19 protein-coding genes are annotated in these 22,909 nt (G+C 67.1%); 9 read left to right on the top strand and 10 right to left on the bottom strand.

Annotation, left to right across the window (positions count from 1 at the left end; genetic code table 11):
* Positions 1–79: 79 nt before the first annotated feature.
* Genes P9A17_RS01595 through dnaK form a run of 4 tightly spaced genes read right to left on the bottom strand, consistent with a single transcriptional unit; the run spans position 80 to position 4,178 of the window.
* Complete coding sequence (locus P9A17_RS01595) at positions 80–454, bottom strand: helix-turn-helix domain-containing protein (RefSeq protein ID WP_278036841.1); 375 nt, start codon at positions 452–454, stop codon at positions 80–82.
* A complete protein-coding gene (dnaJ, locus tag P9A17_RS01590) occupies positions 451–1,635 on the bottom strand; it encodes a molecular chaperone DnaJ (RefSeq protein ID WP_278036840.1) in 1,185 nt (394 codons plus the stop codon). The genes P9A17_RS01595 and dnaJ overlap by 4 nt, the downstream gene beginning before the upstream one ends.
* A 39-nt stretch (positions 1,636–1,674) precedes the next feature.
* Positions 1,675–2,316, bottom strand: a complete 642-nt coding sequence (grpE, locus tag P9A17_RS01585) for a nucleotide exchange factor GrpE (RefSeq protein ID WP_278036839.1) — start codon at positions 2,314–2,316, stop codon at positions 1,675–1,677.
* Positions 2,313–4,178: a molecular chaperone DnaK gene (gene dnaK / locus P9A17_RS01580; RefSeq protein WP_278036838.1), complete on the bottom strand. Its 1,866-nt coding sequence runs from the start codon at positions 4,176–4,178 to the stop codon at positions 2,313–2,315. Before dnaK ends, grpE begins: the two co-directional genes overlap by 4 nt.
* A gap of 230 nt (positions 4,179–4,408) precedes the next feature.
* Here dnaK and P9A17_RS01575 point away from each other — a divergent pair, with 230 nt between their 5' ends.
* The 9 genes from P9A17_RS01575 to P9A17_RS01535 all read left to right on the top strand — a co-directional run bounded on the left by P9A17_RS01575 (position 4,409) and on the right by P9A17_RS01535 (position 13,294).
* Entirely contained in the window at positions 4,409–5,434 is a 1,026-nt protein-coding gene (locus P9A17_RS01575) for a M48 family metallopeptidase (protein WP_278037010.1), read from the top strand.
* A 72-nt stretch (positions 5,435–5,506) separates the two neighbouring features.
* Entirely contained in the window at positions 5,507–6,049 is a 543-nt protein-coding gene (locus P9A17_RS01570) for a hypothetical protein (protein WP_278036837.1), read from the top strand.
* A gap of 66 nt (positions 6,050–6,115) precedes the next feature.
* Positions 6,116–7,501, top strand: a complete 1,386-nt coding sequence (locus P9A17_RS01565) for a mycothione reductase (RefSeq protein WP_278036836.1) — start codon at positions 6,116–6,118, stop codon at positions 7,499–7,501.
* A complete protein-coding gene (gene zwf, locus P9A17_RS01560; RefSeq protein WP_278036835.1) occupies positions 7,498–8,898 on the top strand; it encodes a glucose-6-phosphate dehydrogenase in 1,401 nt (466 codons plus the stop codon). Before P9A17_RS01565 ends, zwf begins: the two co-directional genes overlap by 4 nt.
* A complete protein-coding gene (locus tag P9A17_RS01555) occupies positions 8,891–10,687 on the top strand; it encodes a glycoside hydrolase family 15 protein (protein WP_278036834.1) in 1,797 nt (598 codons plus the stop codon). The genes zwf and P9A17_RS01555 overlap by 8 nt, the downstream gene beginning before the upstream one ends.
* 14 nt (positions 10,688–10,701) lie before the next feature.
* Positions 10,702–11,325: a TIGR03085 family metal-binding protein gene (locus P9A17_RS01550; RefSeq protein ID WP_278036833.1), complete on the top strand. Its 624-nt coding sequence runs from the start codon at positions 10,702–10,704 to the stop codon at positions 11,323–11,325.
* Positions 11,326–11,347: 22 nt separating this feature from the next.
* Positions 11,348–12,292: an LLM class F420-dependent oxidoreductase gene (locus P9A17_RS01545; RefSeq protein ID WP_278037009.1), complete on the top strand. Its 945-nt coding sequence runs from the start codon at positions 11,348–11,350 to the stop codon at positions 12,290–12,292.
* Positions 12,293–12,332: 40 nt separating this feature from the next.
* Positions 12,333–12,755, top strand: a complete 423-nt coding sequence (locus tag P9A17_RS01540; protein ID WP_347403820.1) for a hypothetical protein — start codon at positions 12,333–12,335, stop codon at positions 12,753–12,755.
* 26 nt (positions 12,756–12,781) lie between these two features.
* A complete protein-coding gene (locus tag P9A17_RS01535; RefSeq protein ID WP_278036831.1) occupies positions 12,782–13,294 on the top strand; it encodes a hypothetical protein in 513 nt (170 codons plus the stop codon).
* Position 13,295: 1 nt separating this feature from the next.
* On the opposite strand, the gene P9A17_RS01530 is transcribed toward P9A17_RS01535, so the two are convergent.
* From P9A17_RS01530 to P9A17_RS01505, 6 genes are all read right to left on the bottom strand, one after another.
* Positions 13,296–15,095, bottom strand: a complete 1,800-nt coding sequence (locus P9A17_RS01530; RefSeq protein WP_278036830.1) for an Hsp70 family protein — start codon at positions 15,093–15,095, stop codon at positions 13,296–13,298.
* A gap of 38 nt (positions 15,096–15,133) precedes the next feature.
* The gene (locus P9A17_RS01525; RefSeq protein ID WP_278036829.1) at positions 15,134–16,618 is read right to left on the bottom strand and encodes a dynamin-like GTPase family protein; all 1,485 of its coding nucleotides are present in this window, start codon (positions 16,616–16,618) and stop codon (positions 15,134–15,136) included.
* A 99-nt stretch (positions 16,619–16,717) separates the two neighbouring features.
* Positions 16,718–18,604, bottom strand: a complete 1,887-nt coding sequence (locus P9A17_RS01520; RefSeq protein WP_278036828.1) for an Hsp70 family protein — start codon at positions 18,602–18,604, stop codon at positions 16,718–16,720.
* Between the two features lie 253 nt (positions 18,605–18,857).
* Positions 18,858–20,705, bottom strand: coding sequence for a dynamin-like GTPase family protein (locus tag P9A17_RS01515; protein ID WP_278036827.1), 1,848 nt, complete (start codon positions 20,703–20,705; stop codon positions 18,858–18,860).
* A gap of 91 nt (positions 20,706–20,796) precedes the next feature.
* Entirely contained in the window at positions 20,797–21,891 is a 1,095-nt protein-coding gene (locus P9A17_RS01510; RefSeq protein WP_278036826.1) for an IniB N-terminal domain-containing protein, read from the bottom strand.
* A 317-nt stretch (positions 21,892–22,208) separates the two neighbouring features.
* Complete coding sequence (locus P9A17_RS01505) at positions 22,209–22,724, bottom strand: Rv0340 family IniB-related protein (protein WP_278036825.1); 516 nt, start codon at positions 22,722–22,724, stop codon at positions 22,209–22,211.
* Between the last annotated feature and the right edge of the window lie 185 nt (positions 22,725–22,909).

Here is a 22,909-nt window from a genome sequence, read left to right as displayed (position 1 = left end):
AACCCCCGGCCTTTTGCCGAAACGGAAACCTCGCGGCCAAACTTCGAGAAGAGGCCTGCGAGGTTTCAGTTTCGGCGCGTCAGCGCTTGTTGCGGGGCTGCCAGACCACCAGCGCGGTGCTCTTGGGACGGGGCTGAGCACGCAGATGCTCGACCTCGTTGCTGAGTTCGTGCACCCGCGCCTGCAACGCCTCGACCTGGTTGGTCAGCTCGATGATGCGCTTGATCCCGGCGAGGTTGACGCCTTCATCCTGAGACAGCCGCTGCACCTCGCGGAGCAGATCGACGTCCCGTTGTGAATAGCGCCGTCCCCCACCGGAACTGCGCTCCGGGCTGACCAGGCCGAGCCGGTCGTAGGTGCGCAGGGTCTGCGCATGCATACCGGCCAGCTCGGCGGCCACCGAGATCAGGAAGGTCCTGGCTTCTTCCCTGGGGTCTCTCCGACCGGCGGTCACAGCGAACCTGCCCAACCTGCTCTCGGGTCGAAGCCACTGGCACGCTCGGCCTTGGCATAGGCCTCCAGCGCCTCAGCTGCCTCGCCCTCGAGGTCCGGCGGCACCGCCACCTTGACGGTGACCAGCAGATCACCATGCCCGCCCGCACGTTTCGGGACGCCGCGGCCCCGGACGCGCAGGATACGGCCGTCTGAGGTGCCCTTGGGTACGCGAACCCCGACCTTTCCTTCCAGCGTCGGCACGGAAAGCGTTGTCCCCAAAGCCAATTCGTGGAAGCTTACCGGGACCGCGACCGTCAGGTCGTCGCCGTTGCGACCGAAGACCTTGTCCGGCTTGACGTGAACGGTCACGTAGAGGTCACCCGAAGGCGCCCCGCGCAACCCGGCCTCGCCCTGCCCTGCCAACCGGATCCGCTGTCCGTCTTCCACACCGGGTGGGATCCGGACGTTGATCGTGCGGGTCCGCGTCGTCACACCGGTGCCCTTGCACTCGTCACACGGGTTCTCGATGATCGACCCACTGCCACGGCATTCCGTGCACGGCTCGGAGAATCCGAACGCACCCTGGTTGCGGCTGACCACGCCCGCGCCGTTGCAGTTCGGACACACCTTCGGGCTGGTTCCCGGGCGTGCACCGCTGCCGTGGCAGTTCGTGCACGGCGCCGGGCTGGTGAGCCGCAACGGCATCGCCACACCCTTGGTCGCTTCCAGGAAGCTCAGCTCGGTTTCGGTCTCCAGGTCGTTACCCCTGCGGGGGCGGGTCGGACGCGGCTGTTGTGCGCCGCGTCCGAACAGCCCGCCGAAAAGGTCGCCGATGTTGGCTCCGCCGGATTGTCCGGCGGCGTCGAACAGGTCGTTGAGATTGAACTCCTGACCGTCGCCGCCGCCGAAGCCGCCGGGGAATCCTCCACCGCCGCTGTAGCGGCCGCGTCCGAAACCGCCGCCTGCGAACAGACGGCGGGTCTCGTCGTACTCCTTGCGCTTCGCGGAATCGGTGAGCACCTCTTTGGCTTCGGAGGCGGCCTTGTACCGCTCCTCGGCCTCGGTGTTGCCCGGATTCCGGTCAGGGTGGTTGTCCGCGAGGATCTTGCGGGCAGCCCGCTTGATCTCCTTCTCGTCGGCATCGGAGGCGACGCCGAGCACTTTGTAGAAGTCCTTCTCAACCCACTCGCGTTGGGCCATATCGCGTCACCTCCTCACCTGCTCGTCGTGAATGTTCAATCAGTTCTCTGATTCTGAAGCCTGTTGGGCCCCTGCGTCGGCATTGCCGGCCCCGGACGCGCCGGGCGCGGTGTCCGGAACTGTGTCGATGACACCGACCATCGCGTGGCGGACGACCTGCTCGCCGACCTTGTAGCCGCGGCGCATCACGGTGCCGACGACGGGATGCGTCCCGTCGCCCTCGTGCTGCACGGCTTCGTGCAACGCGGGGTCGAAGGCATCGCCTTCCTCGCCGAAACCTGAAAGTCCCAGTCCCTCAAGCGCCGTCGAGAGCTTGTCCGCGACGGACTTCAGCGGCCCGGATTCCAGGTCACCGTGGCTACGGGCACGGTCGAGGTCGTCGAGCACCGGCAGCAGCTGAACCACTGCCGACGCCTTGGCCCTCTCCGCGATCGCCTGCTGATCACGCAGCGCGCGCTTGCGGTAGTTGTCATACTCCGCCTTCACGCGCTGCAACGTCGACTTCAGTTCGTCGACCTCAGCACTACCGGCCGCCTCGGCTTCCGGGGCCGGCCCACCGGGGGCCGGCTCCGTCGCCGGGGCCTCGCGCACTTCACCCGTTTGGGGGTCGATGCGCCGCTTGTCGGTGAAAGTGATCGGCTCTCGCTCTTCGTCTACACGGCGCTGATCGTCGGCACTCACTTGCGCTCCTGGTCGTCCTCAACAACCTCAGCGTCGACGACGTCATCGTTGGAGCTCGAGGCGCCCTCGGCACCGCCCGCGGGTCCACCGGCGGCCTGCTCGGCCTGGGTGGCCTCGTAGATCGCCTGGCCGAGAGCCTGGCTCTCCTCGCCGAGCTTCTCCATGGCCGCCTTGATGGCGGCGATGTCGGTGCCGGCGAGCGCGGTCTTGGCCTCGGTGATGGCGCCGTCGACCTTGGTCAACGTGTCTTCCGGGACCTTCGATCCGCCTTCGGCTTCGCGCTGCTCCTTGACGAACTTCTCCGTCTGGTAGACCAGCGACTCGGCCTGGTTGCGGACGTCGGCCTCTTCGCGACGCTGACGGTCTTCGTCGGCGTGCGCTTCGGCGTCCTTGATCATCCGGTCGATCTCTTCCTTGGACAGGCCGGAGCCTTCCTGGATCTTGATCGTGTTTTCCTTGCCGGTGCCCTTGTCCTTCGCGGTCACGTGCACGATGCCGTTGGCGTCGATGTCGAAGGTGACCTCGATCTGCGGCACACCGCGCGGGGCCGGCGGGATGCCGGTCAGCTCGAACGAACCGAGCAGCTTGTTGTGCGACGCGATCTCGCGCTCACCCTGGAACACCTGGATCTGCACCGAGGGCTGATTGTCATCAGCGGTGGTGAAGGTCTCGGAGCGCTTGGTGGGGATGGTGGTGTTGCGCTCGATGAGCTTGGTCATCACGCCACCCTTGGTTTCGATACCGAGGGACAGCGGGGTGACGTCAAGCAGCAGAACGTCTTTCACCTCACCCTTGAGCACACCGGCCTGCAGGGCGGCGCCGACGGCGACGACCTCGTCCGGGTTGACGCCCTTGTTGGGCTCCTGGCCACCGGTCATTTCCTTGACCAGTTCGGAGACCGCGGGCATGCGGGTGGAACCACCGACGAGCACGACGTGGTCGATCTCGCCGACCGAGATGCCGGCGTCCTTGATGACCGACTGGAACGGCTTGCGGGTGCGGTCCAGCAGATCCTGAGTGATCTTCTGGAACTCCGACCGGGTCAGCTGCTCATCGAGGAACAGCGGGTTCTTGTCGGCGTCGACGGTGATGTAGGGCAGGTTGATCGACGTGCTCTGCGAGGAGCTGAGTTCGATCTTTGCCTTCTCCGCAGCCTCACGCAGACGCTGCATCGCCATCTTGTCCTTGGTCAGGTCGATGCCCGACGTGGCCTTGAACTTGTCGACGAGCCATTCGACGATGCGGTCGTCCCAGTCGTCGCCACCGAGGTGGTTGTCACCCGAGGTGGCACGCACCTCGACGACGCCTTCGCCGATCTCCAGCAGGGACACGTCGAACGTGCCGCCGCCGAGGTCGAAGACGAGGATGGTCTGTTCCTTCTCGCCCTTGTCGAGGCCGTAGGCCAGCGCGGCCGCGGTGGGCTCGTTGACGATGCGCAGCACGTTGAGGCCGGCGATCTGGCCGGCTTCCTTGGTGGCCTGGCGCTGGGCGTCGTTGAAGTACGCGGGCACGGTGATGACCGCGTCGGCGATGTCTTCGCCCAGGTAGCTCTCGGCGTCACGCTTGAGCTTCTGCAGAATGCGCGCGCTGATCTCCTGCGGCGTGTAGTTCTTGCCGTCGATCTCCACAGACCAGTCGGTGCCGATCTCACGCTTGACCGAACGGATGGTCCGGTCGACGTTGGTGACGGCCTGGTTCTTGGCGGGCTGGCCGACCAGCACCTCGCCGTTGCGCGCGAATGCGACGACCGACGGGGTGGTCCGGGAGCCCTCGGAGTTGGCGACGACGACGGGGTCGCCACCCTCCAGCACTGAGACGACGGAGTTGGTGGTCCCGAGGTCGATACCGACCGCACGAGCCATAGTTACTGCCTCCTGAATAGATGAACGGTGTGTACTGAGTGCACCGCACTCAAGACTGCTCTTCGGGGCGGTTCCCTGTCAAGCCAAACTTGAGCGTCAGTCACTCAACTGTCGAAGTGGTCAACGGGGCCGCCTCAGCTTTTGTTCCCGAACCCCGCTCGGGCCGCGCCTAGGCTGGAAGCGTGAACACCCCGGCTACCACCCGGACCGAATCGTCTTCACGGCCCGCCGTGGCCTTCCCCGACATCAGCTCCCTGGCCTGGGAGCATCCCGCCGACCGGGTCGCGCTGAACACGCTGCGCCGTCTCAAGGGTTTCGACCAGGTCCTGAAGGTGCTCTCGGCGATGCTGCGCGAACGCCAGCATCGGCTGCTGTACCTGGCCAGCGCCGCCAAGGTCGGCCCCCGCCAGTTCGGGGACCTCGACGCACTGCTCGACGAATGCGTGGCCGTGCTTGATGCCCCGGACCGGCCCGATCTGTTCGTCTACCAGGACCCGAAACCCAACGCGTTCTGCATCGGCATGGACGCCCCGTTCATCGTCGTCACGTCGGGCCTCTACGAATTGATGAACCACGACGAGCTGCGCTTCGTCGTCGGCCACGAACTCGGCCACGCGCTCAGCGGGCACTCCGTCTACCGCACGATGCTGATGCACCTACTGCGCCTTGCGGATTCGTTCGGCTTCATCCCGCTGGGCGGCTGGGCGCTGCGCGCCATCGTCGCGGCGCTGATGGAATGGCAACGCAAATCGGAACTTTCCGGCGACCGCGCCGGCCTGCTGTGCGCCCAGGACCTCGACACCGCGATCCGCGTGGAGATGAAACTGGCCGGCGGCAAGCACCTCGACAAGCTGGACTCGCAGGCATTCTTGGCCCAGGCCCGTGAATACGAGCGGACCGGGGACATGCGCGACGGTGTGCTCAAGCTGCTCAATCTGGAGCTTCAGTCGCATCCATTCTCGGTGCTGCGCGCAGCCGCCCTGACCCAGTGGGTCGACGCGGGCGGGTACGGCGCGGTGATGGGCGGCGACTATCCGCGCCGCAGCGAACCGGACGCCGGGCGGTTCACCGACGACATCGGCGCGGCGGCAGGCCATTACCGCGACAGCTTCGACCAGTCCGACGATCCGTTGATCAGGGGTGTCCGCGACGGCGTGACCGGCATCGTCACCGGCGTGGGGCAGGCCGCGACGAGCGCGGTGGACGCGATGGGCCGCAAGATCGCGGAGTGGCGGCGCGGCGATCCGGAGGCCTGAACCCGCATCTCCGCGGCGAAACACGCTCGCCACTTTCGTCACTCATGCCACATTCTGCGTACGCTGGACGAGATGAGAACACGGCTGGTCGTGGCGGGCACCCTGGTGTTCGCGGCGGCGCTCGCCGGCTGTCAATCGTCGACCGACGGCACCGCCACCCGCGAACCGGACAACTCCTTCACCGAGCCGGAGTTCCCGACGCCGCGACCGAGCCGACCGACATCCGCTCCGCCCTCCACCCCCGCGGCGCCGTCGACGACGAGTTCCGCCCCGGGCGGCGAGGTGCTCCAGCCCCAGAACGGTTATGTGTTCATCGAGACGAAGTCGGGCAAGACCCGCTGCCAGCTCGACCAGCAGGAGGTCGGTTGCGAATCGGCCTTCACCAACGCGCCCGACGTCGACGGGATGCCGGCCAACGGGGTGCGCCTGAGTGCCGGCGGCGACCTCAGCTGGGTGTTGGGCAATCTCGGCGCGATCCCGGCGGTGACGCTGGACTACCGGACGTATTCGGCGGTCGGCTGGACGATCGACGCCGGCGAGGACGGCACGCGTTTCACCAATGACGGCACCGGCCGCGGCATGGTGATCAGCGTGGAGGGCGTCGAGAGCTTCTGACCCGCGTCACCGATCGGTCAGGCACTGGGGGTTTGACGCCATTCACCTTGCGGGAACAGCAGGCGAGTGCGCAGACACGATCTGGTCGTCATCGGCGCGGGCTCGGGAAACATGGTCGTCGACGACCGGTTCGCCGATCTCGACGTCGCGATCATCGACGACCGTAAATTCGGCGGCACGTGCGTCAACTACGGCTGCATCCCCTCGAAGATGCTGTCCTACACCGCTCAGGTCGCCGACACCGCGTCCACTGCCGACGACTTCGACATCGACGCCGACTACCGCGGAATGCGGTGGACCCAGGTTCGCGATCGTGTCTTCGGCCGCACCGACAAGATCGCCGCAGACGGCGAACAGGGCCGTAGAGACAGCGATTTCGTCACCGTCTACAAAGGCCACGCGCGCTTCACCGGTTCCCGGCAGCTGACGGTGACGCTCGACGGCGACACTGGCGACACTGTGGACATCACCGCCGACCGGATCGTCATCGCCGCGGGTGGCCGGCCCATCGTGCCCGATGTCGTCGCCGAATCCGGGGTGCCCTACGAAACGTCCGACACCGTGATGCGGCTCCAGTCCGCACCCACCCACCTCGCCGTCCTCGGCGGCGGATACATCGCCGCCGAGCTCGCGCACGTCTTCGCCAGCGCCGGAAGCCGCATCACCATCATCGAAAAATCGGGCCAACTGCTTGGTGGTCCCCAGGACGAGGCGGTCCGCACGATCTACACCGACCTCATGCGATCGCAGTACGATCTGCGGTGCGGGTCCGAACTGTCCGAGATCTCAGGTGCTGCAGGGGATCTCGTTCTCACACTGGATGACGGGTCGACCGTTCGGGCCGATACGCTTCTGGTGGCGGCCGGGCGCCGGTCCAACAGCGACCGGCTCCACGTCGAGAAGGGCGGGATCGACACCCACGACGACGGCCGCATCGTCGTCGACGAGCACTGCCGCACCACCGCCGACGGGGTCTTCGCACTCGGCGACGTCAGCACTCCGATCCCGCTCAAACATGTCGCCAACCGCGAGGCCCAGGTGGTCAAGCACAATCTGCTACACCCCGACGACCTCCGCGCCGTCAGCCACGATCTCGTACCGTCCGCAGTGTTCACCCAACCGCAGATCGCCTCGATCGGCCGCACCGAAAAGAATTGCCGTGACGACGATCTCGACTATCGGGTGGGTCGCACCGAGTACTCCGAGGTGGCCTACGGCTGGGCGATGCAGGACACGACCGGTCTGTGCAAAGTCCTGGCCGCCGACGACGGAAAGATTCTCGGGGCGCACATCATCGGCGGGCAGGCGGCTTCGCTGATACAGATCTTCGTCGTCGCGATGAACTTCGGCATCAGCGTCGACGAGCTGGCGGACGAGCCCTATTGGATCCATCCGGCCCTGACCGAAGTCGTCGAGAACGCGCTGCTCGATCTGCGGAAGTCGGATTCGTGACGGAAGCAACCGATCCCGTCGTCCTGGTGCTGTTCGGCGCACGCGGAGATCTCGCCCGCCGCATGCTCTTTCCGAGTCTGTACCGCCTCGCCCGAGCAGGCAGGCTACCCGGCGACTTCCGCATCATCGGGTCCGGCCGCTCCTCACCGGACAGCCTCGACGAGTTTCGTCAATCGGTGCGCGACGGGCTCGCAGAGTCGATCGACGACCTCGACGACACCGTCGCCGACGATCTGCTGAGCCGGTTGAGCTTCCAGTCCGCCAACGACGAAGACGGTGCAGAGCTGGCCACCAAAGTCCGCCAGGCCCAAGACGAGTTGGGCGACAACGCACAGACGTTGATCTACCTGTCGGTGCCGCCCGCTGCGATGAAGTCGATGATCGAGATGCTGGGCCGCGAGGGGTTGGCCGACGGAGCCCGGATCATCGTCGAGAAACCGTTCGGCACCGACCTACAGAGTTCACGGGACCTCTCGGCGGTCACGGAATCCGTCGCCGACGAGCAACGCATCTACCGAATCGACCATTTCCTCGGGAAGGAAGCGGTCCAGAACATTCTCGCGCTGCGCTTCGCCAACGGCCTCCTCGAACCCTCGTGGAACAGAAGCCATGTCGAGTCCGTGCAGATCGACGTTCCCGAGGACATCGCCCTGGAGGGGCGTGGCAGCTTCTACGAGTCGACGGGTTGCTTCCGCGACATGGTGTCCACCCATCTGTGTCAGGTACTCGGATTCGTCGCCATGGAGCCGCCGTCGTCACTGGACGCCGACGGTCTACGTGACGCCAAAGCCAAGGTCTTTCACGACATGCGGCCGCTCGATCCCGCTCGTGTGGTGTTCGGCCAGTACGACGGCTACCGGGACGAGGACGGCGTCGACGACGATTCGGACGTCGAAACGCTGGTGGCACTGCAGGCCTTCGTCGACAACGACCGGTGGGCCGACGTCCCGTTCTACCTGCGCACCGGAAAAGCCATGGGAGACAACCGCAGAACCGTCACCCTCACCTTCCGTGCGCCGGCCAACGGGCTGTTCCCCTCCGAGGGCCGTGACCAACTGGTGCTCGACCTGACCGAGACGCCCGCCGCCGTCCTGAAGCTCAGCGTCAAGAAGCCGGGCCCGGAACTCACGGCCGAGCAGGTCGAAACGGCGCTTCAACTGACGGCCGATGGTCACGAGAAGGACGGCCTCGACGCCTACGAGCGGCTGCTCCTCGACGTCATGCGCGGTGATCAGACGCTGTTCGCCCGCGCCGACGAGGTGGACCGGCTCTGGCAGGTGTGCCAGCCCGTGCTGGACAACCCACCGCGCGTGCAGTCATACGAGAAGGGTTCGTGGGGACCGGATTCGGCGCTGCAACTGCCTGGCGAGGTCGGCTGGCGGCTACCGGATGACTGACGGTCCGAGCATCGCCGAGCACGGACTGGTCGGGGATCTTCGGACCTGCGCGCTCGTCGGTACCGACGGAACCATCGACTGGTTCTGCGCACCACGCTTCGATTCTCCCAGTGTGTTCGGCGCGATCCTCGACCCCGAACGCGGTGGCAGCTGGCGCATTTCCACCCAGTGCGAACACAACCGCACTCACCAGTTCTACTTTCCGGAGTCGGCGACGCTGATCACCCGTTTCCTCACCGAGGACGGTGTCGTCGAAGTTCACGATTTCATGCCGATCAGCAAGCCCGGCGACGCCGAGCACCGGCAGCGGCTGGTCCGCCGGCTCGTGGCGGTGCGCGGGGAGACCACGGTACGCACCGTGCTCGATGCCCGACCTGACTACGGCAGAGCACGATTCGAGATCACGGAGGTCGACGGCGCGGTCGACTTCCGCGCCGATCTGCTCACGATGCGGCTGACCTCGTCGGCCGCCCTGACCGTCGACGACGGCGTGATCAGCGCCGAGCTGACGCTGAAATCCGGTCAGACCGCCGAGTTCGTGTTGGAGGTGCTCGACTCAGCGGACGTCGAGCCGCAGGCGGTCGACGTCGACGACCTGTTCGACACGACGGCCGAGTTCTGGCGCAGCTGGCTGGCACAGTCCCGATACCGGGGCCGCTGGCGCGAGATGGTGGAACGCTCCGCGATCACGCTCAAGCTTCTGACGCACGAGCCGTCGGGCGCCGTGGTGGCGGCCGCCACGACCAGCCTCCCCGAACACATTGGCGGACAGCGCAACTGGGACTACCGGTATGTCTGGATGCGCGACGCGGGATTCAGCCTCTACGCGCTGCTGCGGCTGGGGTTCAACGCCGAAGCCAACGCGTTCATCGAGTGGCTGTCCAAACGCCTGGGCCGTGGTGAGCGCGAGCACGACGGTCTCGGCCCGCTGCGGGTGCTCTACGACATCGACGGCGACGAGCCCGTGCAGGAGTACGAACTCGACCACCTGCGTGGTCATCTCGACTCTCGACCGGTGCGGGTCGGCAACGCCGCGGTCGAGCAGCTACAGCTCGACATCTACGGCGACCTGATCGACTCGGTGTACCTGTTCGACAAGTACGGCGCGGGCATCAGCTACGACGCGTGGTCTGACGTCGTCTACGTGATCGACTGGCTGGTGGACAACTGGGACCGCGATGACGCCGGCATGTGGGAGATCAGAGACGAACCGCAGCCGTATACGACATCGCGGCTGATGTGCTGGGTCGCCCTGGAACGCGCCATCCGGGTCGCGCGGCGGCGCGGACTGCCCGCGGACCTGGTCACCTGGACTGGTGCCCGCGACGACATGTACCACCGCATCATGACGAAATGCTGGAACGCCGACCTGCAGGCGTTCACTCAGGTCGAGGGTGGAGATCAGCTGGACGCCGGCGTCCTGCTGATGCCCATGGTCAAGTTCATCTCGCCGGCGGACCCGCGGTTCCTGTCGACGCTGGCCGCGATCGAAAAGGAGCTTGTCACGGACAGTTTGGTGTTCCGGTACAACCCGGCCACCGACGGCCTCGACGGCGACGAGGGAACGTTCTCGCTGTGCACGTTCTGGTACGTCGAGGCACTGACCCGCGCGGGCCGGCTGCGCGACGCCCAGCTCGCACTGGAAAAGATGTTCACCTATGCCAACCATGTGGGTCTCTACGCTGAACAGGTCAGCGCGACCGGCGATCAGGTGGGCAATTTCCCGCAGGCTTTCACCCACCTGTCATTGATCAGCGCCGCCATCAACCTGGACCGCGCGCTCGGCTGAACGAAAGGCAGACCATGACCGTTGCACAGCGAGAGCGAGCCGCTCTGGTCGCGACATTCCGCGACACCCCGCCCGATGCCCCCACGCTGTGCGAGGGCTGGGACGTGCGCGACCTGACCGCTCATCTGGTCGTCCGCGAACGGCGGCTCGACGCGTCGCCGGGCATCCTGATCCCGGCATTCGCCGGGTACACCGAACGTGTCCAGGAGCAGAAGGCCGCATCGACGGACTGGGACGTGTTACTCGGCGAGGTGGCCGATGGGCCCCCGATCTATTCGCCGTTCAAGCTGCTCGATCCGGTGGCCAACCCCGCCGAGATGTTCATCCACCACGAAGACGTGCGGCGTGCCCGAAGCGAATGGGAACCGCGGCCGCTCGACGACGAGACCCTCTCTGCGCTGCGTAGGCCAGTCGGGATGATGGCCCGCATGACACTGCGCAAGGCGCCGGCAACCGTCGTGCTGCGCACGCCGCAGGGCGAGACGCTGACGACGGTCGGAAAGGGGCCGGAGGTGGTCGTGACGGGTGACGTCGGGGAACTGCTGATGTTCGCCGCCGGGCGCGATCAGGCGTGGGTGTCGTTCGACGGTGCCCCGGAAGCCGTCGAGCAGATGAAGAACGCCCGCGGCGGCATGTGAGCCTAGGCTGGATTCCGTGGCTGTGAAAGATCGAGTCGATTTCCGCGTTTTCGTCGAGCCTCAGCAGGGCGCCAGTTACGCCGACCAGCTCGCCGTCGCCAAGACGGCCGAGGCTGCGGGCTATTCGGCGTTCTTCCGCTCTGACCACTACGTCGCGATGGCCGGTGACGGCCTCCCCGGCCCTACCGACTCGTGGGTGACGCTGGCCGGTCTGGCGCGTGAGACGACGTCGATCCGGCTGGGCACCATGGTGACTTCTGCGACGTTCCGCTACCCCGGGCCGCTGGCCATCTCGGTGGCTCAGGTCGACGAGATGAGCGGTGGCCGAGTCGATTTCGGCCTCGGCGCCGGATGGTTCGAAGCCGAGCACAAGGCGTACGCGATTCCGTTTCCGCCGCTGGGCGAACGTTTCGACCGGCTGACCGAGCAACTGGAGATCCTCACCGGGCTGTGGACCACTCCGGTGGGTGAGACGTTCGACTATTCGGGCAAGAACTACCAGATCGCCGACTCACCGGCTCTGCCCAAACCGGCGCAGAGCCCGCACCCGCCGATCATCATCGGAGGCGGTGGCGCCAAGCGGACCCCGGCGCTGGCGGCGCGGTTCGCCGACGAGTTCAACATCCCGTTCGTTCCGCTCGACACGCTGACCGAGCAGTACGCCCGGGTGGCGGCGGCCGTCGAGAAGGTGGGACGCGCCAAGGACTCGATGACCTATTCGGCGGCCTTCGTGGTGTGCGTCGGACGCGACGACAGCGAGATTGCGCGTCGCGCCGCGGCGATCGGCAGAGAGGTCGACGAGCTGCGGTCCAATTCACCGGCGGTGGGCACCCCCGCCGAGGTCGTCGACAAGCTCGGTCCCTTCCTCGAAGCAGGGGTGCAACGGGTCTACCTGCAGGTATTGGACATGTCCGACCTGGACCATGTGGAGTTCTTCGCGGAGCAGATCGTCGGCCAGTTCTCTTGACCAGGCACGCGTTACCAGGTCAGGGCTACTATCGGTGCCCGTGAACCGACGGGACGACGACGACTCGCAGGACGCGCCCGTCGAGTGGCACAACCGGACCTCGACCCTGCTCGGCGCGAGCGTTGCGGGCATCGCTGCGATCGCGCTGGTGATCATGTTGGTGACGTATGTGGCGCGGGAGTTCAGTGAACCGGAGCAGGCCCCGTTGAACTACATTCCGCCGTCGTCCTCGGCGGCCAGCACGTCACGGTCTGCGACGTCGACGACGACCGGGACGATCACCAGCACCAGTCCCCCGATGACCAGCGACATCAATCCCGGCGAAACCACGACGACGACGACCACCCGTTCCACGCGCCCGCCCCGCACGCGTGAGACCGAGGAACAACAAGAGGACGAGGACGAGACGACCCGCAGCAGGCCGCGGACCAACGTGACACGCACGCTGTACCCGGGAACGTAAGAGCCGAGCGCGTAGTCTCGGTCGGCGTGGGGCGATACGGCGATTCTGACGACCAGAACTACTACTCCGAAGACGAGCCGACTCAGCTCAGCAACTACGGGTACAGCGACTACGACCAGGCGCCGCCCGAAGCCGAGCCGGAGACACCCTGGTTTCGCAAACCCGCCGCGCTGGTGGCGATCGGTGCGGTCGGCGCCGTTCTGATCGCGCTCGTGGTGTTCGGCCTGGCCAAGGCGATCACCGGTGGGTCGGATTCCGACGAACCCACGACCACCCCGCTGACCCCGTTGACGACGACGTCGGCGCCTTCTGCTGTGCCTCCGGCAACGGTCACCGACACCGAGACGGCCGGCGAGACGACGACGACCACTACGGAACCGACCACGACGACCACCACCACGACGCCGTCGACCACCACGACTACGACGACAACAACGACGCCGAGTACGTCGGTGAGCACGAGCACCAGCACCGTGACTCAGACCGAGACTCAGACCGAGACGGTGACGGAGCCGCCGCCGGTCGAACCCACTCCGTGACTTAGCAGTCGACTTCGGGTGTCGGCACGCACTCGGGGGGAGCGGGTTCGGTCACCTCGGGTGTCGCGGACCCCTCCGGCGCCGGAGTGACGTCGGGCGTCGGGTCGGGCTGCTGTTCTTGGGACGGTTGTGGTTCGGGCTCGGGCTGCGGTCCCGGCTCCGGTTGGGGTTCCGGCTCCGGTTGCGGCTCGGGCTGCGGTTGGGGTTCGGGCTGCGGCTGCGGCTCGGGCGACGGTTCAGGACTCGGCGTCGTTGTCGGCGTCGGCGTCGGTGTCGGCGTCGGCGTCGGCGTCGGCGTCGGCGATGGTTCCGGAGACGGGGAAGGCGACGGTGACGGTGCGGGCGGTGGGGCTGCGGGCAGGGGAACCGGCTGCGGCGCAGCCTGTTTGGTCACCTCGCGCGCTGGCCGCGTGGCCTGCGGGGCCGACTCGACGATGCGCGGAGCCGGGGCCGTCGCAACCACGGTCTCTGTCACGGCCACCGGCGCCGGCGCGGCAGCCGGCGGTGTAGGCGTCTTCGTCGCCACCGGCGTCGAGATCCCCGAGGCGCCCGCCTCCGGCGGTGCGGCAGGTCCGATGTTCGATGTCAGAACCAGGCCGGTTGCCGCCATCGCGGCGAAACATGCTGCTGCGGCGAACAATACGCCCGGCCTTCGATACCATGCCAGCGGCTCGAGGTCGGGCTGCTCCTCCGCTTCGAAGACGATGTCGGGCCGCGCGAAGTCCGTCCCATAGGCGACCTCGTCGACGTCGGGAGTGGACAGGTCGACGGTCTCCTCTGACCACGCCAACTGCGGCACCACGGCCGCCATGGTCGGGTTCAGCGAGGTCATCGGGGCCGGCGTCGACGCCAGCATGGTCGGCGCCTCGTTGTCGCGGCTGTGCAGCGCCAGCAGTTCGGCGCCGGTCGCGGCCGCGGCCTGCGCATCCGGGACAGTGACGACGGGTCTGCGCATTGCCTCCGAAAGCCGTTGCGTGACAAGCGGTATCCGAGCACCACCGCCGACGGTTGCGATCGCTACAAGCTGCGACGGGGCGACGCTGTGCCGGTGCAGCATGCTCACCAGTACCTCGATGACCTGCTCCAGCGGCCCGGCGATCAGCGCCTCGAGCTCTGGTCGTGTGACCCGGATCGCCGACTGGCCGAAGCCGAAACTGGTTGCCGTGTCGAAGGACAATCGCGCCTTGGCCGTCCGGCAGTGATCGCGCAGCGCGGCCAGGGAGGCAACTTCGGAGGTTCCAGAGGGTTCGGTGTCCAGCCCAGTCAGCACGTGCTGCAACAACGTACGGTCGACGAGATCGCCGGAGAAGGCGTCGATGCGGATGGTGTCCGCGATCGCCGCGAACCCGTTGCCGGCGTCGACGAGGGTGATGCTGGTTCCCGACGCGCCGAGGTCCACGAGCGCGACGACACCCCGTACCGGCAGGCCAGGGCCCGCATGCAGCGCGGCCAAGGCCGCCGACGCATCGGGGACGACGGTCATGTGGGGGACTGCGGCGCGCATCGCCGCGACAATCGGTGCGGGCCAGTGGGCGGGCACCGCGACAGCGGCGATCTCGGGACGCCGCTGCGGGCACGCCTGGCGGGTCGCGTTCTCGACTGCGGCCGCGGCGAGGACGTCGGCACGATGACGGGAGCCGTCGGCGAGCACGAGCGGCACCAAGTCGCCGACGCGCTCGACGAAGCCGGTCACCGACAGCCCGGACCGCACCGTGACCTCTGAGGGGAGGGTCAGCGGCCGACCGTCAGCGACCGCGATGAGATTCGCTGTGCCCAGCGAGATGCCTAGTGAATTGCGCATGCCCTTAATGTCGTTTCGGGGTGACGAAACGTTAGGCGTCAGCGGCCTTGTTTCGCATAGTCGGCGACGATCGCCTCGGCGCTGCGCACCGCGGCCCGGCACGCCCTCGCGGTGAACGGGTCGTTGAGGGGATGGTTGGCGCGGCGACGCCACCGCTGAGCTGCGGCGAAAGCTGCCCGCGGGCCGTCAGCATCCCCGCCCGTCTGCAGCCCGAGCCGGCTCGCGACGTCGGTTCCCGACCCGCCGATCAGTCGGCGCAGTGACGCCATCTCGTCGTCGTTGAAGGTGGTCTGGCGGGACCGCAGCTGGCTGAGAAGGCGCAGCTCTTCGAACGCGTGCGTGTCAGCGAGCAGCGGGTCGATGTCGGCGAGGATCTGCGGCGTCGCGTAGACGGGATGTCGTTGCACGAACTGCCGCAGCGACAGAAGTGCCGTGTGTGACTTGAGTAAATCGGAGCGCTGGGCGAACTGCTGGTCGATGACGTCGCGCAGCGCGACGAGACCGCTGCGTTCGAGGAGCTCGGAGGCCAGTGCCACCGAGTCGCGGACGCCGGCCCGCAGCACCGCGATCGAGATGCGGATCCCGAACATGCCGAAGCGGTCCAGCAGCGCAGCGCGGACCCCGGCGTCGACGGGCAGGGTGGCGTCGTCACGGGTGAAGCGATCCACCGACAGCATGGCCTTGGCGAGGTCGGTGGGGTCGACGTTGGCGAGCTTCTCCAGGGCCGCGAACTCGCTCTGGCGCAGCGTGCGGGCGGTCAGCGCGAGCAGGCCGGATACGGGCACGACGGCCTGGCAGATGCCGGTCTGCTCCATCTCGGTGGTGAACCGTTGCGCGACGTCTTTGGCCGACATCATCGCGTCGATGCGGCCCGCCCCGATCTCGTCGGCGCGTGACGCCACCCCGATGACGCCGAGCGCACCCGACGATCCGCCGACGAGTTCGCCAATCTGCTTGAGCAGCGCGGTATCTGCCGCATTGAGCGTCCGCAGCAGGAACACCACGGCATCCACGCGCGGCACTCCGTCCTCGGGCACCAGGAGCCGCAGGGTGCGAGCCGAGACGTCGCGCGACAGGGACGACGTGCCGGGGGTGTCGATGATCGTCGCGTCGACGAGTTCGGCTGCGGGCCATTCCACGTCGAGGTCGAGGACATCTTCTGGGTCAAGGTGAGCGAAGTCGAAACTCAGTCCGCCGTCTCGGTCGATCGGAACGTTCGAGCGCCGGCCTCCGCGGTGGTTGGCGGTGACCTTCGGGGTCGCTCCATGCCGGAACCATGTGACGATACGGGTGGCTTCCGTGGCGTCGGTCGGAGCGATGTCCTCCCCGACGAGCGCGTTCACCAGCGTGGACTTCCCGGCTTTCAGCGTGCCGGCCAGAGCGATCCGGATCGGCTGATTCAATCGGGCACCGATGCGCCGCAATTCGTTGTGCACGTCGGGACGTCGGCGATAGGCCGGATCGGCTTCATAGGCCCGCACGGTGCCGCCCAGGATTGCACGCACTTGATCACTGGTGCTCATCGGCGCTTACCTGGCTGCCCTCCCCGGCCTGTGTGGACCGGTCATTCAGCTTAGGCACTGCAGTCGATGACCGCCGACGGAGTCAGCGCAAACCGGCAGTCACTCGCACGGGTCGGTCACACACACGGCACCGGGCGGCAGAACTCCCCCGCCCCCGGTGGCGGCCCCGGCGTCTCCCCCGCCCCCGGTGGCGGCACCGGCGTCTCCCCCGCCCCCGGTGGCGGGGACGCCCCCGCCCGTTCCAGGATCCGCGGCTCCGCCGGTAGCGGCGCCCCCTCCGGTCGTCGGGACTTCAGGCTGCTGGGCACCCGGGAAGAACGGCTCGAGGAACTCCGGGATCAGCGGCGCCGGCTCTTCCGGGGCGGGCGCCGGCTCTTCTGCTATCGGCGCAACCGGCGCTTCCGGGACGGGCGCGGGAGCCGCGGGAGCAGGTGCGGGTGCTGCCGACGTGGGCGCCTGCCGCCAGACCGGCGGTGAGGACACCTGGTTGCGGGCCGGGGCGGGCACCTGACGAGGGGCTGGCGCGGGCACCTCCGCGACCGGCGATGCAGGCGCCGGGGGCCGCGATACCGGCGCCTCGGCCTGGGATGCCGGAGCCTCGGCGGGGGGGACGACGGCGCTGCTGCTCGGAGTCCCCGTCGTGCCACTGGGGATCAGGTTCAGGCCGGTGAGCTGCGAGGTCAGCGCCAGGCCACCGCAGGCGGCGAGGAACGCCGCAGCCGCGGCGCCGAACAACACTCCGGGTCGCCGATACCACTTCAGCGGAACGGGTGCGTCGTAGGAGGAGTCGCCGTGCTGGAACTGCACCGCGGGCCTCGCTTCGCCGAGCACGTCGGTGTCGGCGTACGCCGTCACGTCGACCTCGGGGGCAGCTTCCGACCAGGCGAGTTGCGGCGCCTGTTCGGCTGAGGCCACGAGCATCACGTCGGGCTCGCCGACCGGGGCAGCCGCTGACGCCGCAGGCAGCGCCATCGCGGTCCTGGTGTGGTCGTCGCGGCGGCAGGTTCCCAGCAACGCTGCGCCGCGGGCGGAAACGACCTGCGGCTCGTGCGTCGTGGTCACCGGTATCCGCAGTGCCTCGGACAGCCGCTGAATGACATACGGCATCCGGGCACCGCCGCCGACCACTGCCGCGGCCGCCAGATCGGTGCGGGCGATGCCGTGGTGCACCAGCAGGTCGTCGATCGCGGCGAGCAGGCCCTGCAGCGGTTCGCGCAGGAGCGCTTCGAGTTCGGGACGGGTGAGGCGGACGGTGGTCTGCGCTCCCGGCAGCGGACCGGTCAGTCCCGTCGCCGTTTCGGCCGACAGCCGTTCCTTGGCTCGCTGGCACTGGTCGCGCAATTGGCCCAGCGCGGTCATCGCCGACGTGCTGTACGGGTCGACATCGAGGTCGGCCAGCACGTGCCGCAGGACGGCCTGGTCGATGAGGTCGCCGGAGAAATCCTCGTAGCGCAGCGTCGGGCAGACCGGGCTGAAACCCTTGCCCGCGTCGGCGAGCGTGACCGAGGTTCCGGAGGCACCGAGATCGCACAGCAGCACGATTCCGCGGGCCGCGGGCAGCCCCGGGTGAGCCTGCAGCGCGGTGAGGGCTGCGACGGCGTCCGACACCACGGTGCCGTCGACCAGCGGGCGCAGCGTATCGACGGTGTGGGAGGGCCAGTACGCCGGCACGGCGATGGTGGTTGTGGCCGGTGCTGCGACACTCGCCGAACGAGCCAATGCCTTCAACGCTTCGGCCAACACCCGGTCACCCCGGTGCGTCGAACCGTCCGACGCCACGATCGGTACCGGGTCGCCCACCCGTCCCACGAAGTCGCCGAGCACGAGACCGCGCTCGTCGAGGCGCGAATTCTCCGACGGCACACCGACTTCGGGCGAACGGTGCCGGAACAACGTCACCACAGACCGGCGCACCGTCGGCGGCCCGCTTGCCGCCGACGCGACCAGGTTCGCCGACCCTACCGACATCCCCAGTGACTCTGTCATCGCCCGCTTCCCCCTACCGATGTCATCAAATTGTGCTTGACCGGTGGTGTTGACGCCCGCGTAGTCGACTACGCGAATCCCCCATCAACTTGTGACTGTAATACTCATCGGAGCCGTGCGGAGCGATGCCGACCGTTTGCTCGAATAACACCCCCGCGTGCGAGGAATCCCGTGCTGCCGCCGCTCCGGCCTGTCGACGAATGCGCGAGCCGCCTTCGGGGACGGCGGTGGAATCGGCCGCGGGCATGGTGTCCTACCTCGCGTTGGCCGGTTCGTTCGGCACGAGGCCGGACGCATGCTGGGTGACCTGTTTGAGGATGTTGAGCTGACGCTCAAGTTCTTTGATCCGGGCGTTGGATTCGCTTTCCTCGACCTTTGCCGCGGCGATCGTCGCCTGTAGCGACTCGTTGAGCGAGCGCGTGGTCTGATTCGCGATCGCCCGGTAGTGGTCGCGCAACTGGCGCTGGATTCCCTTGAGCCGGTCGCGGGATTCCTTCCCGACGACGAACGACACTTCGTCGACGAATCGCCGCATGTTCATCTTGGCTTCGCTGCGGGCCCGCAACATGCGATTCTCCATGTTCTCCTTATAGGCGGCCCGCCCCATCAGCGCACCGGCACCCAGCGAGAGTGGGTTGAACATGCCCAGCCCGGCCACCGACGTCAGCATGCCGAACATCAGCACACCACCGTAGGAGCCCTGCAGGCCGATGCTGGCCTTGCGGCCCTTGCTGACCGGCTTGGCCTCAAGCTTGTCCAGCGACTTGATGCCCTCGAATCCCGCACCCATATCCCTGGCATCGATCATGGGCATCTCCACCGCTTCCAGGCCGGCCTCGACGAAGGTTCGTGCGACCTCCTGGGCGAGCGCCTCGGCGCGCTGGTAGGCCCAGACGAAGTTGTCCCCCACCGCAGTTGCGACGGCGTCCTCCAGCTCGTTGCCGATTTCGGCCCACGTTCTCGTCGGATCGCATGCGTCGATCACCTTCTCGTTGTGCTGGGTGATCGCACGGAACCGGCCACGCAGGTCGTGCTCGACGTCGGCCGTGAGGTCGGAGATGCCGTCATTGAGAACCTGTTGCCACAACGCGGTGTGCTGCAACGCATCCTGGGCCTCTTGTTTGCGCACTTCGAGGTCGGCGGTCAGTCGCGCGCGGGCGTCGGGGTCGCTGAGAGCTGCCAGCTCGGCGCTCGCAGTGAGCGTCAGATGTTCTGCGGCTGAAAGAATTTCAGCTACGACAGCGTCGCGGACCCGATCGTTCTCCCGGGACAGAACCTTGTCTCTGAGGAAGTCGACGATCGCCGGGAAGTTTGATTCCTCGTTGAGTTCCTTGTCGTTGAGCGCAATGGCCTGGCTGCGCAGGAACGATGACACGGGCACCATCGGTGTGGGGATTCCTGCGCGCTGCAGGTGCGCGCCGTTGGCCTCGACGATCTGCCGCCATTGCCGGTAGAGGTCGGTTTTGGTGACGACGATGCGTGCGACGGGGCAGATCTCCAGCGCTTGGCGCATGAACGTCATCTCCGGCGCGATGAACTCCTGACTGAGGTCGCTGACCATCAGCATTGCGTCTGCGTCGGGCAGCAGACCGAGCGTCGCCGACAGGTGTGGCTGACCGTGGCCGCCGACACCGGGAGTGTCGACGAAGGCGAGGCCACCTTTGAGAAGTGGGCTGGGCGCGTTGATCTCGAGTCGAAGCACCGGTCGGCCGCCGGCCTGCGGCGCGCGGCGCAGGTCCTTCGTGACGTCCGACGGCGGGATGTCGATCGCCTCCGGTTCTCCGCCGTCGGGCCTCGCGACGATCAGTGTCGCCGCCGCCTGTTCCCCGTAGGTGACGACGGTCGGCAGCACGGTCGATTCGTCGTCACCGACCCGGGCGACTGGAACGTTGAGCAGCGAATTGAGCAGTTGACTCTTGCCCTGCTTGAGCTGGCCGGCGATGACAACCCGGATCTGGGGGTCGGTGATGCGTGCCTTCGCCTTGGCCATGCGATCCACCAGGTCGCCGCGCTCGTAAGCTTCCGCGATCTTGGTGGTGTGGTCGATGAGTTCGACGATGACCTTGACCTTGCGGGGGTCGCTCGTCGTGGGCTGTGTCATCGCGCCTTCCTCGTCCCTGTCGTCAACCGCTGCGTGGCGGGGACCGACTCTTCCGGTCCCCGCCCGCAGCGTCCTTCGTTCGCGTCGTCGATCAGAAGAGCAGGCTTGCATCCACCTCTGTGTCGACCTGAACCTGATCGTGCTCGGACATGTCCCGGTTGTCCGACATGTCTCGGTTGTCCGACATGTCCCGGTTGTCCGACATGTCCCGGTTGTCCGAGTTGTCCTGACCCGAGTTGTCCGAGTTGTCGATGCCGCCGCTACCGGACACGCTTCCCTCGACGGTCGTGGTGTTCTGGTTGCCGCCGACGGAGTTATCGGAATTGTCGGTCAGGATGATGCTTCCGCCGGAGCCGCCGCCGGCGTTGCCGCCGGAGCCACCACCGTTACCGATGCCGAGCAGGCCGCCGCCGCCGTCGCCGCCGCTGGCATTGCCGCCACCGCCGCCGCTCATGTCGTTGTCGTTGATGACCGGACCCTCATTGCCCTGGATGTTGTCGCCGCCACCGGTGACGGTTGTCCCGCGATCATCGATGTCGCCCTCGCCGATGTTGACGTTGGAGCCCGCGCCGGTACTGACGTCACCGGTGCTGGTGCCGGAGTTGTTGTCGCCCTGCACCGACCGGTCTCCCGTCAGCACGTCGCCGGTGACGCTGCCGGCGCCGGAGGACACCGCTCCCTCACCGCTGGCGATGCCCCCGCTGCTGTCGCCGCCGACCACGACGCCGCCGTCGGTGGCGGTCTGGGTCGTCTTGTCACCGAAGGTGATGTCACCGAAGCCGAGGTTGAAGCCGCCCTGCTGTGAGTTCGCGCCCGAAGACTGCTGGGGGCTCAGGAGGGAGGTGTCGTTGTTGCTCGCGATCGGGTTATGGCTGGCTAGGTCGGTGTTGTTGCGGCTGGCGACCTCAGTGGCGGGTGCGAAGTTGGTCTGCGGAGAGAAAGGTGAGGCAAAGTTCTGCGCCACCTGGTGGTGATCGGCGACCGCGCGCTGCAGGCCGACGACCGGGTCACCGCCGCCCATCACCACGCCGGCAGGCGCGGCAGCAGCTGCAACTGCCTGGAACTGGGCCGGGCTCACCGGCGGCACACCGGCGTCGCGCATCGCGCCTTCGGGGTCGGCCACGTAGGCGGCCGCCGCCTCCGGGCTGCGGAAGAGATCCAGGATGTAGTCGATGAGGTTCGCCATTGTCGTTTCCTTCTGTGTGAAGTTTCGGTTGCCCGGTGTGTTCCGGTGAACTGGTGAGAACGCTATGAGGCTTCGGCGCTAGATGAAATGGGGCGCAAACCCCTCCTCGGACACTGTCGTTGCGGGCTACCTAACGATCCCCATTAGGGGATTAGGGGGCACCCGGGGGGCAGATCTCACCTCTTTTCGCACACGCAATATCGAGAACGCATCGCGCCACGTCAACGCTCCCTGACCAGCGGTAAACGCGCACGCAACCACGCTATTACGGGATGGAGGCAAATGAATCGGGTGATTTCCCTACACGCGACGAGTAATTAGCTGAAGATGTCGAAGCTGTCGTCGGCCGGATCGGCGTCGATAACGGCATCGCGCAGATCATCCAGGTCCACAGGCAGTACGCCCGGGGCATCCGCTGCATCCGGGGCAGCGTCGTCGATCGTCAGTGCGCTGTCGTCGACACCGGTGGTGTCATAGCCGTCGCCGAAGGTCTCATGGTCGAGGGGGTCCGCGCCGGGTCCGACGTCGGCGTGGATCACCGAATCGTGTGAAATCGTACGGTCGAACGCGGGCGCCTCGACCGCATCGATCGCCCCGAAAGCATCGAACGCCGAGGTCGCAGCGCCGCTGGCCCAGATGTTGTCGGCCTGCTGGATGGGCGCGACCATGGAAACAGACTCCGATACCAGCGGAACCAGGTTCGCGACGTCGGCACTCGTCACGTCGTCGAGGCCGGCGTCCGCGATAGCTTGGGCGGGGTCGGCGTCGTAGCGCGCGGCGATCTCGGGATCGCGCACCAGCGACATCACGAAGTCAAGGAGCGAATTCGCCACAGCCATACCTTCCCCGGTCGCCCGAGTCTGCAATCTCGACCACGATGCTATCGACGCGGACCGGAGGCCAGGATCGGTGCTTAGCCCAGCGAGTTCCTGCCGACGTTAGGGGATCTCGCGTTAGGGGTTTCGCCACACTAGGGGATATCCCTGGCCCGGGGGCCTGAAGCCGCTATGGTTGTCAC

The sequence above is a fragment of the Mycobacterium sp. 236(2023) genome, from assembly GCF_029623955.1.
In the GTDB taxonomy this organism is placed as follows: domain Bacteria; phylum Actinomycetota; class Actinomycetes; order Mycobacteriales; family Mycobacteriaceae; genus Mycobacterium.
This window is presented reverse-complemented; position numbering and strand designations above follow the sequence as displayed.

Coding starts and splice junctions, on each gene's coding strand:
- dnaJ (WP_278036840.1), bottom strand. CDS start 1,635: ATGGCCCAACGCGAGTGGGTTGAGAAGGACTTCTACAAAGTGCTCGGC.
- dnaK (WP_278036838.1), bottom strand. CDS start 4,178: ATGGCTCGTGCGGTCGGTATCGACCTCGGGACCACCAACTCCGTCGTC.
- P9A17_RS01570 (WP_278036837.1), top strand. CDS start 5,507: ATGAGAACACGGCTGGTCGTGGCGGGCACCCTGGTGTTCGCGGCGGCG.
- P9A17_RS01555 (WP_278036834.1), top strand. CDS start 8,891: ATGACTGACGGTCCGAGCATCGCCGAGCACGGACTGGTCGGGGATCTT.
- P9A17_RS01550 (WP_278036833.1), top strand. CDS start 10,702: ATGACCGTTGCACAGCGAGAGCGAGCCGCTCTGGTCGCGACATTCCGC.
- P9A17_RS01530 (WP_278036830.1), bottom strand. CDS start 15,095: ATGCGCAATTCACTAGGCATCTCGCTGGGCACAGCGAATCTCATCGCG.
- P9A17_RS01525 (WP_278036829.1), bottom strand. CDS start 16,618: ATGAGCACCAGTGATCAAGTGCGTGCAATCCTGGGCGGCACCGTGCGG.
- P9A17_RS01520 (WP_278036828.1), bottom strand. CDS start 18,604: ATGACAGAGTCACTGGGGATGTCGGTAGGGTCGGCGAACCTGGTCGCG.
- P9A17_RS01515 (WP_278036827.1), bottom strand. CDS start 20,705: ATGACACAGCCCACGACGAGCGACCCCCGCAAGGTCAAGGTCATCGTC.
- P9A17_RS01510 (WP_278036826.1), bottom strand. CDS start 21,891: ATGGCGAACCTCATCGACTACATCCTGGATCTCTTCCGCAGCCCGGAG.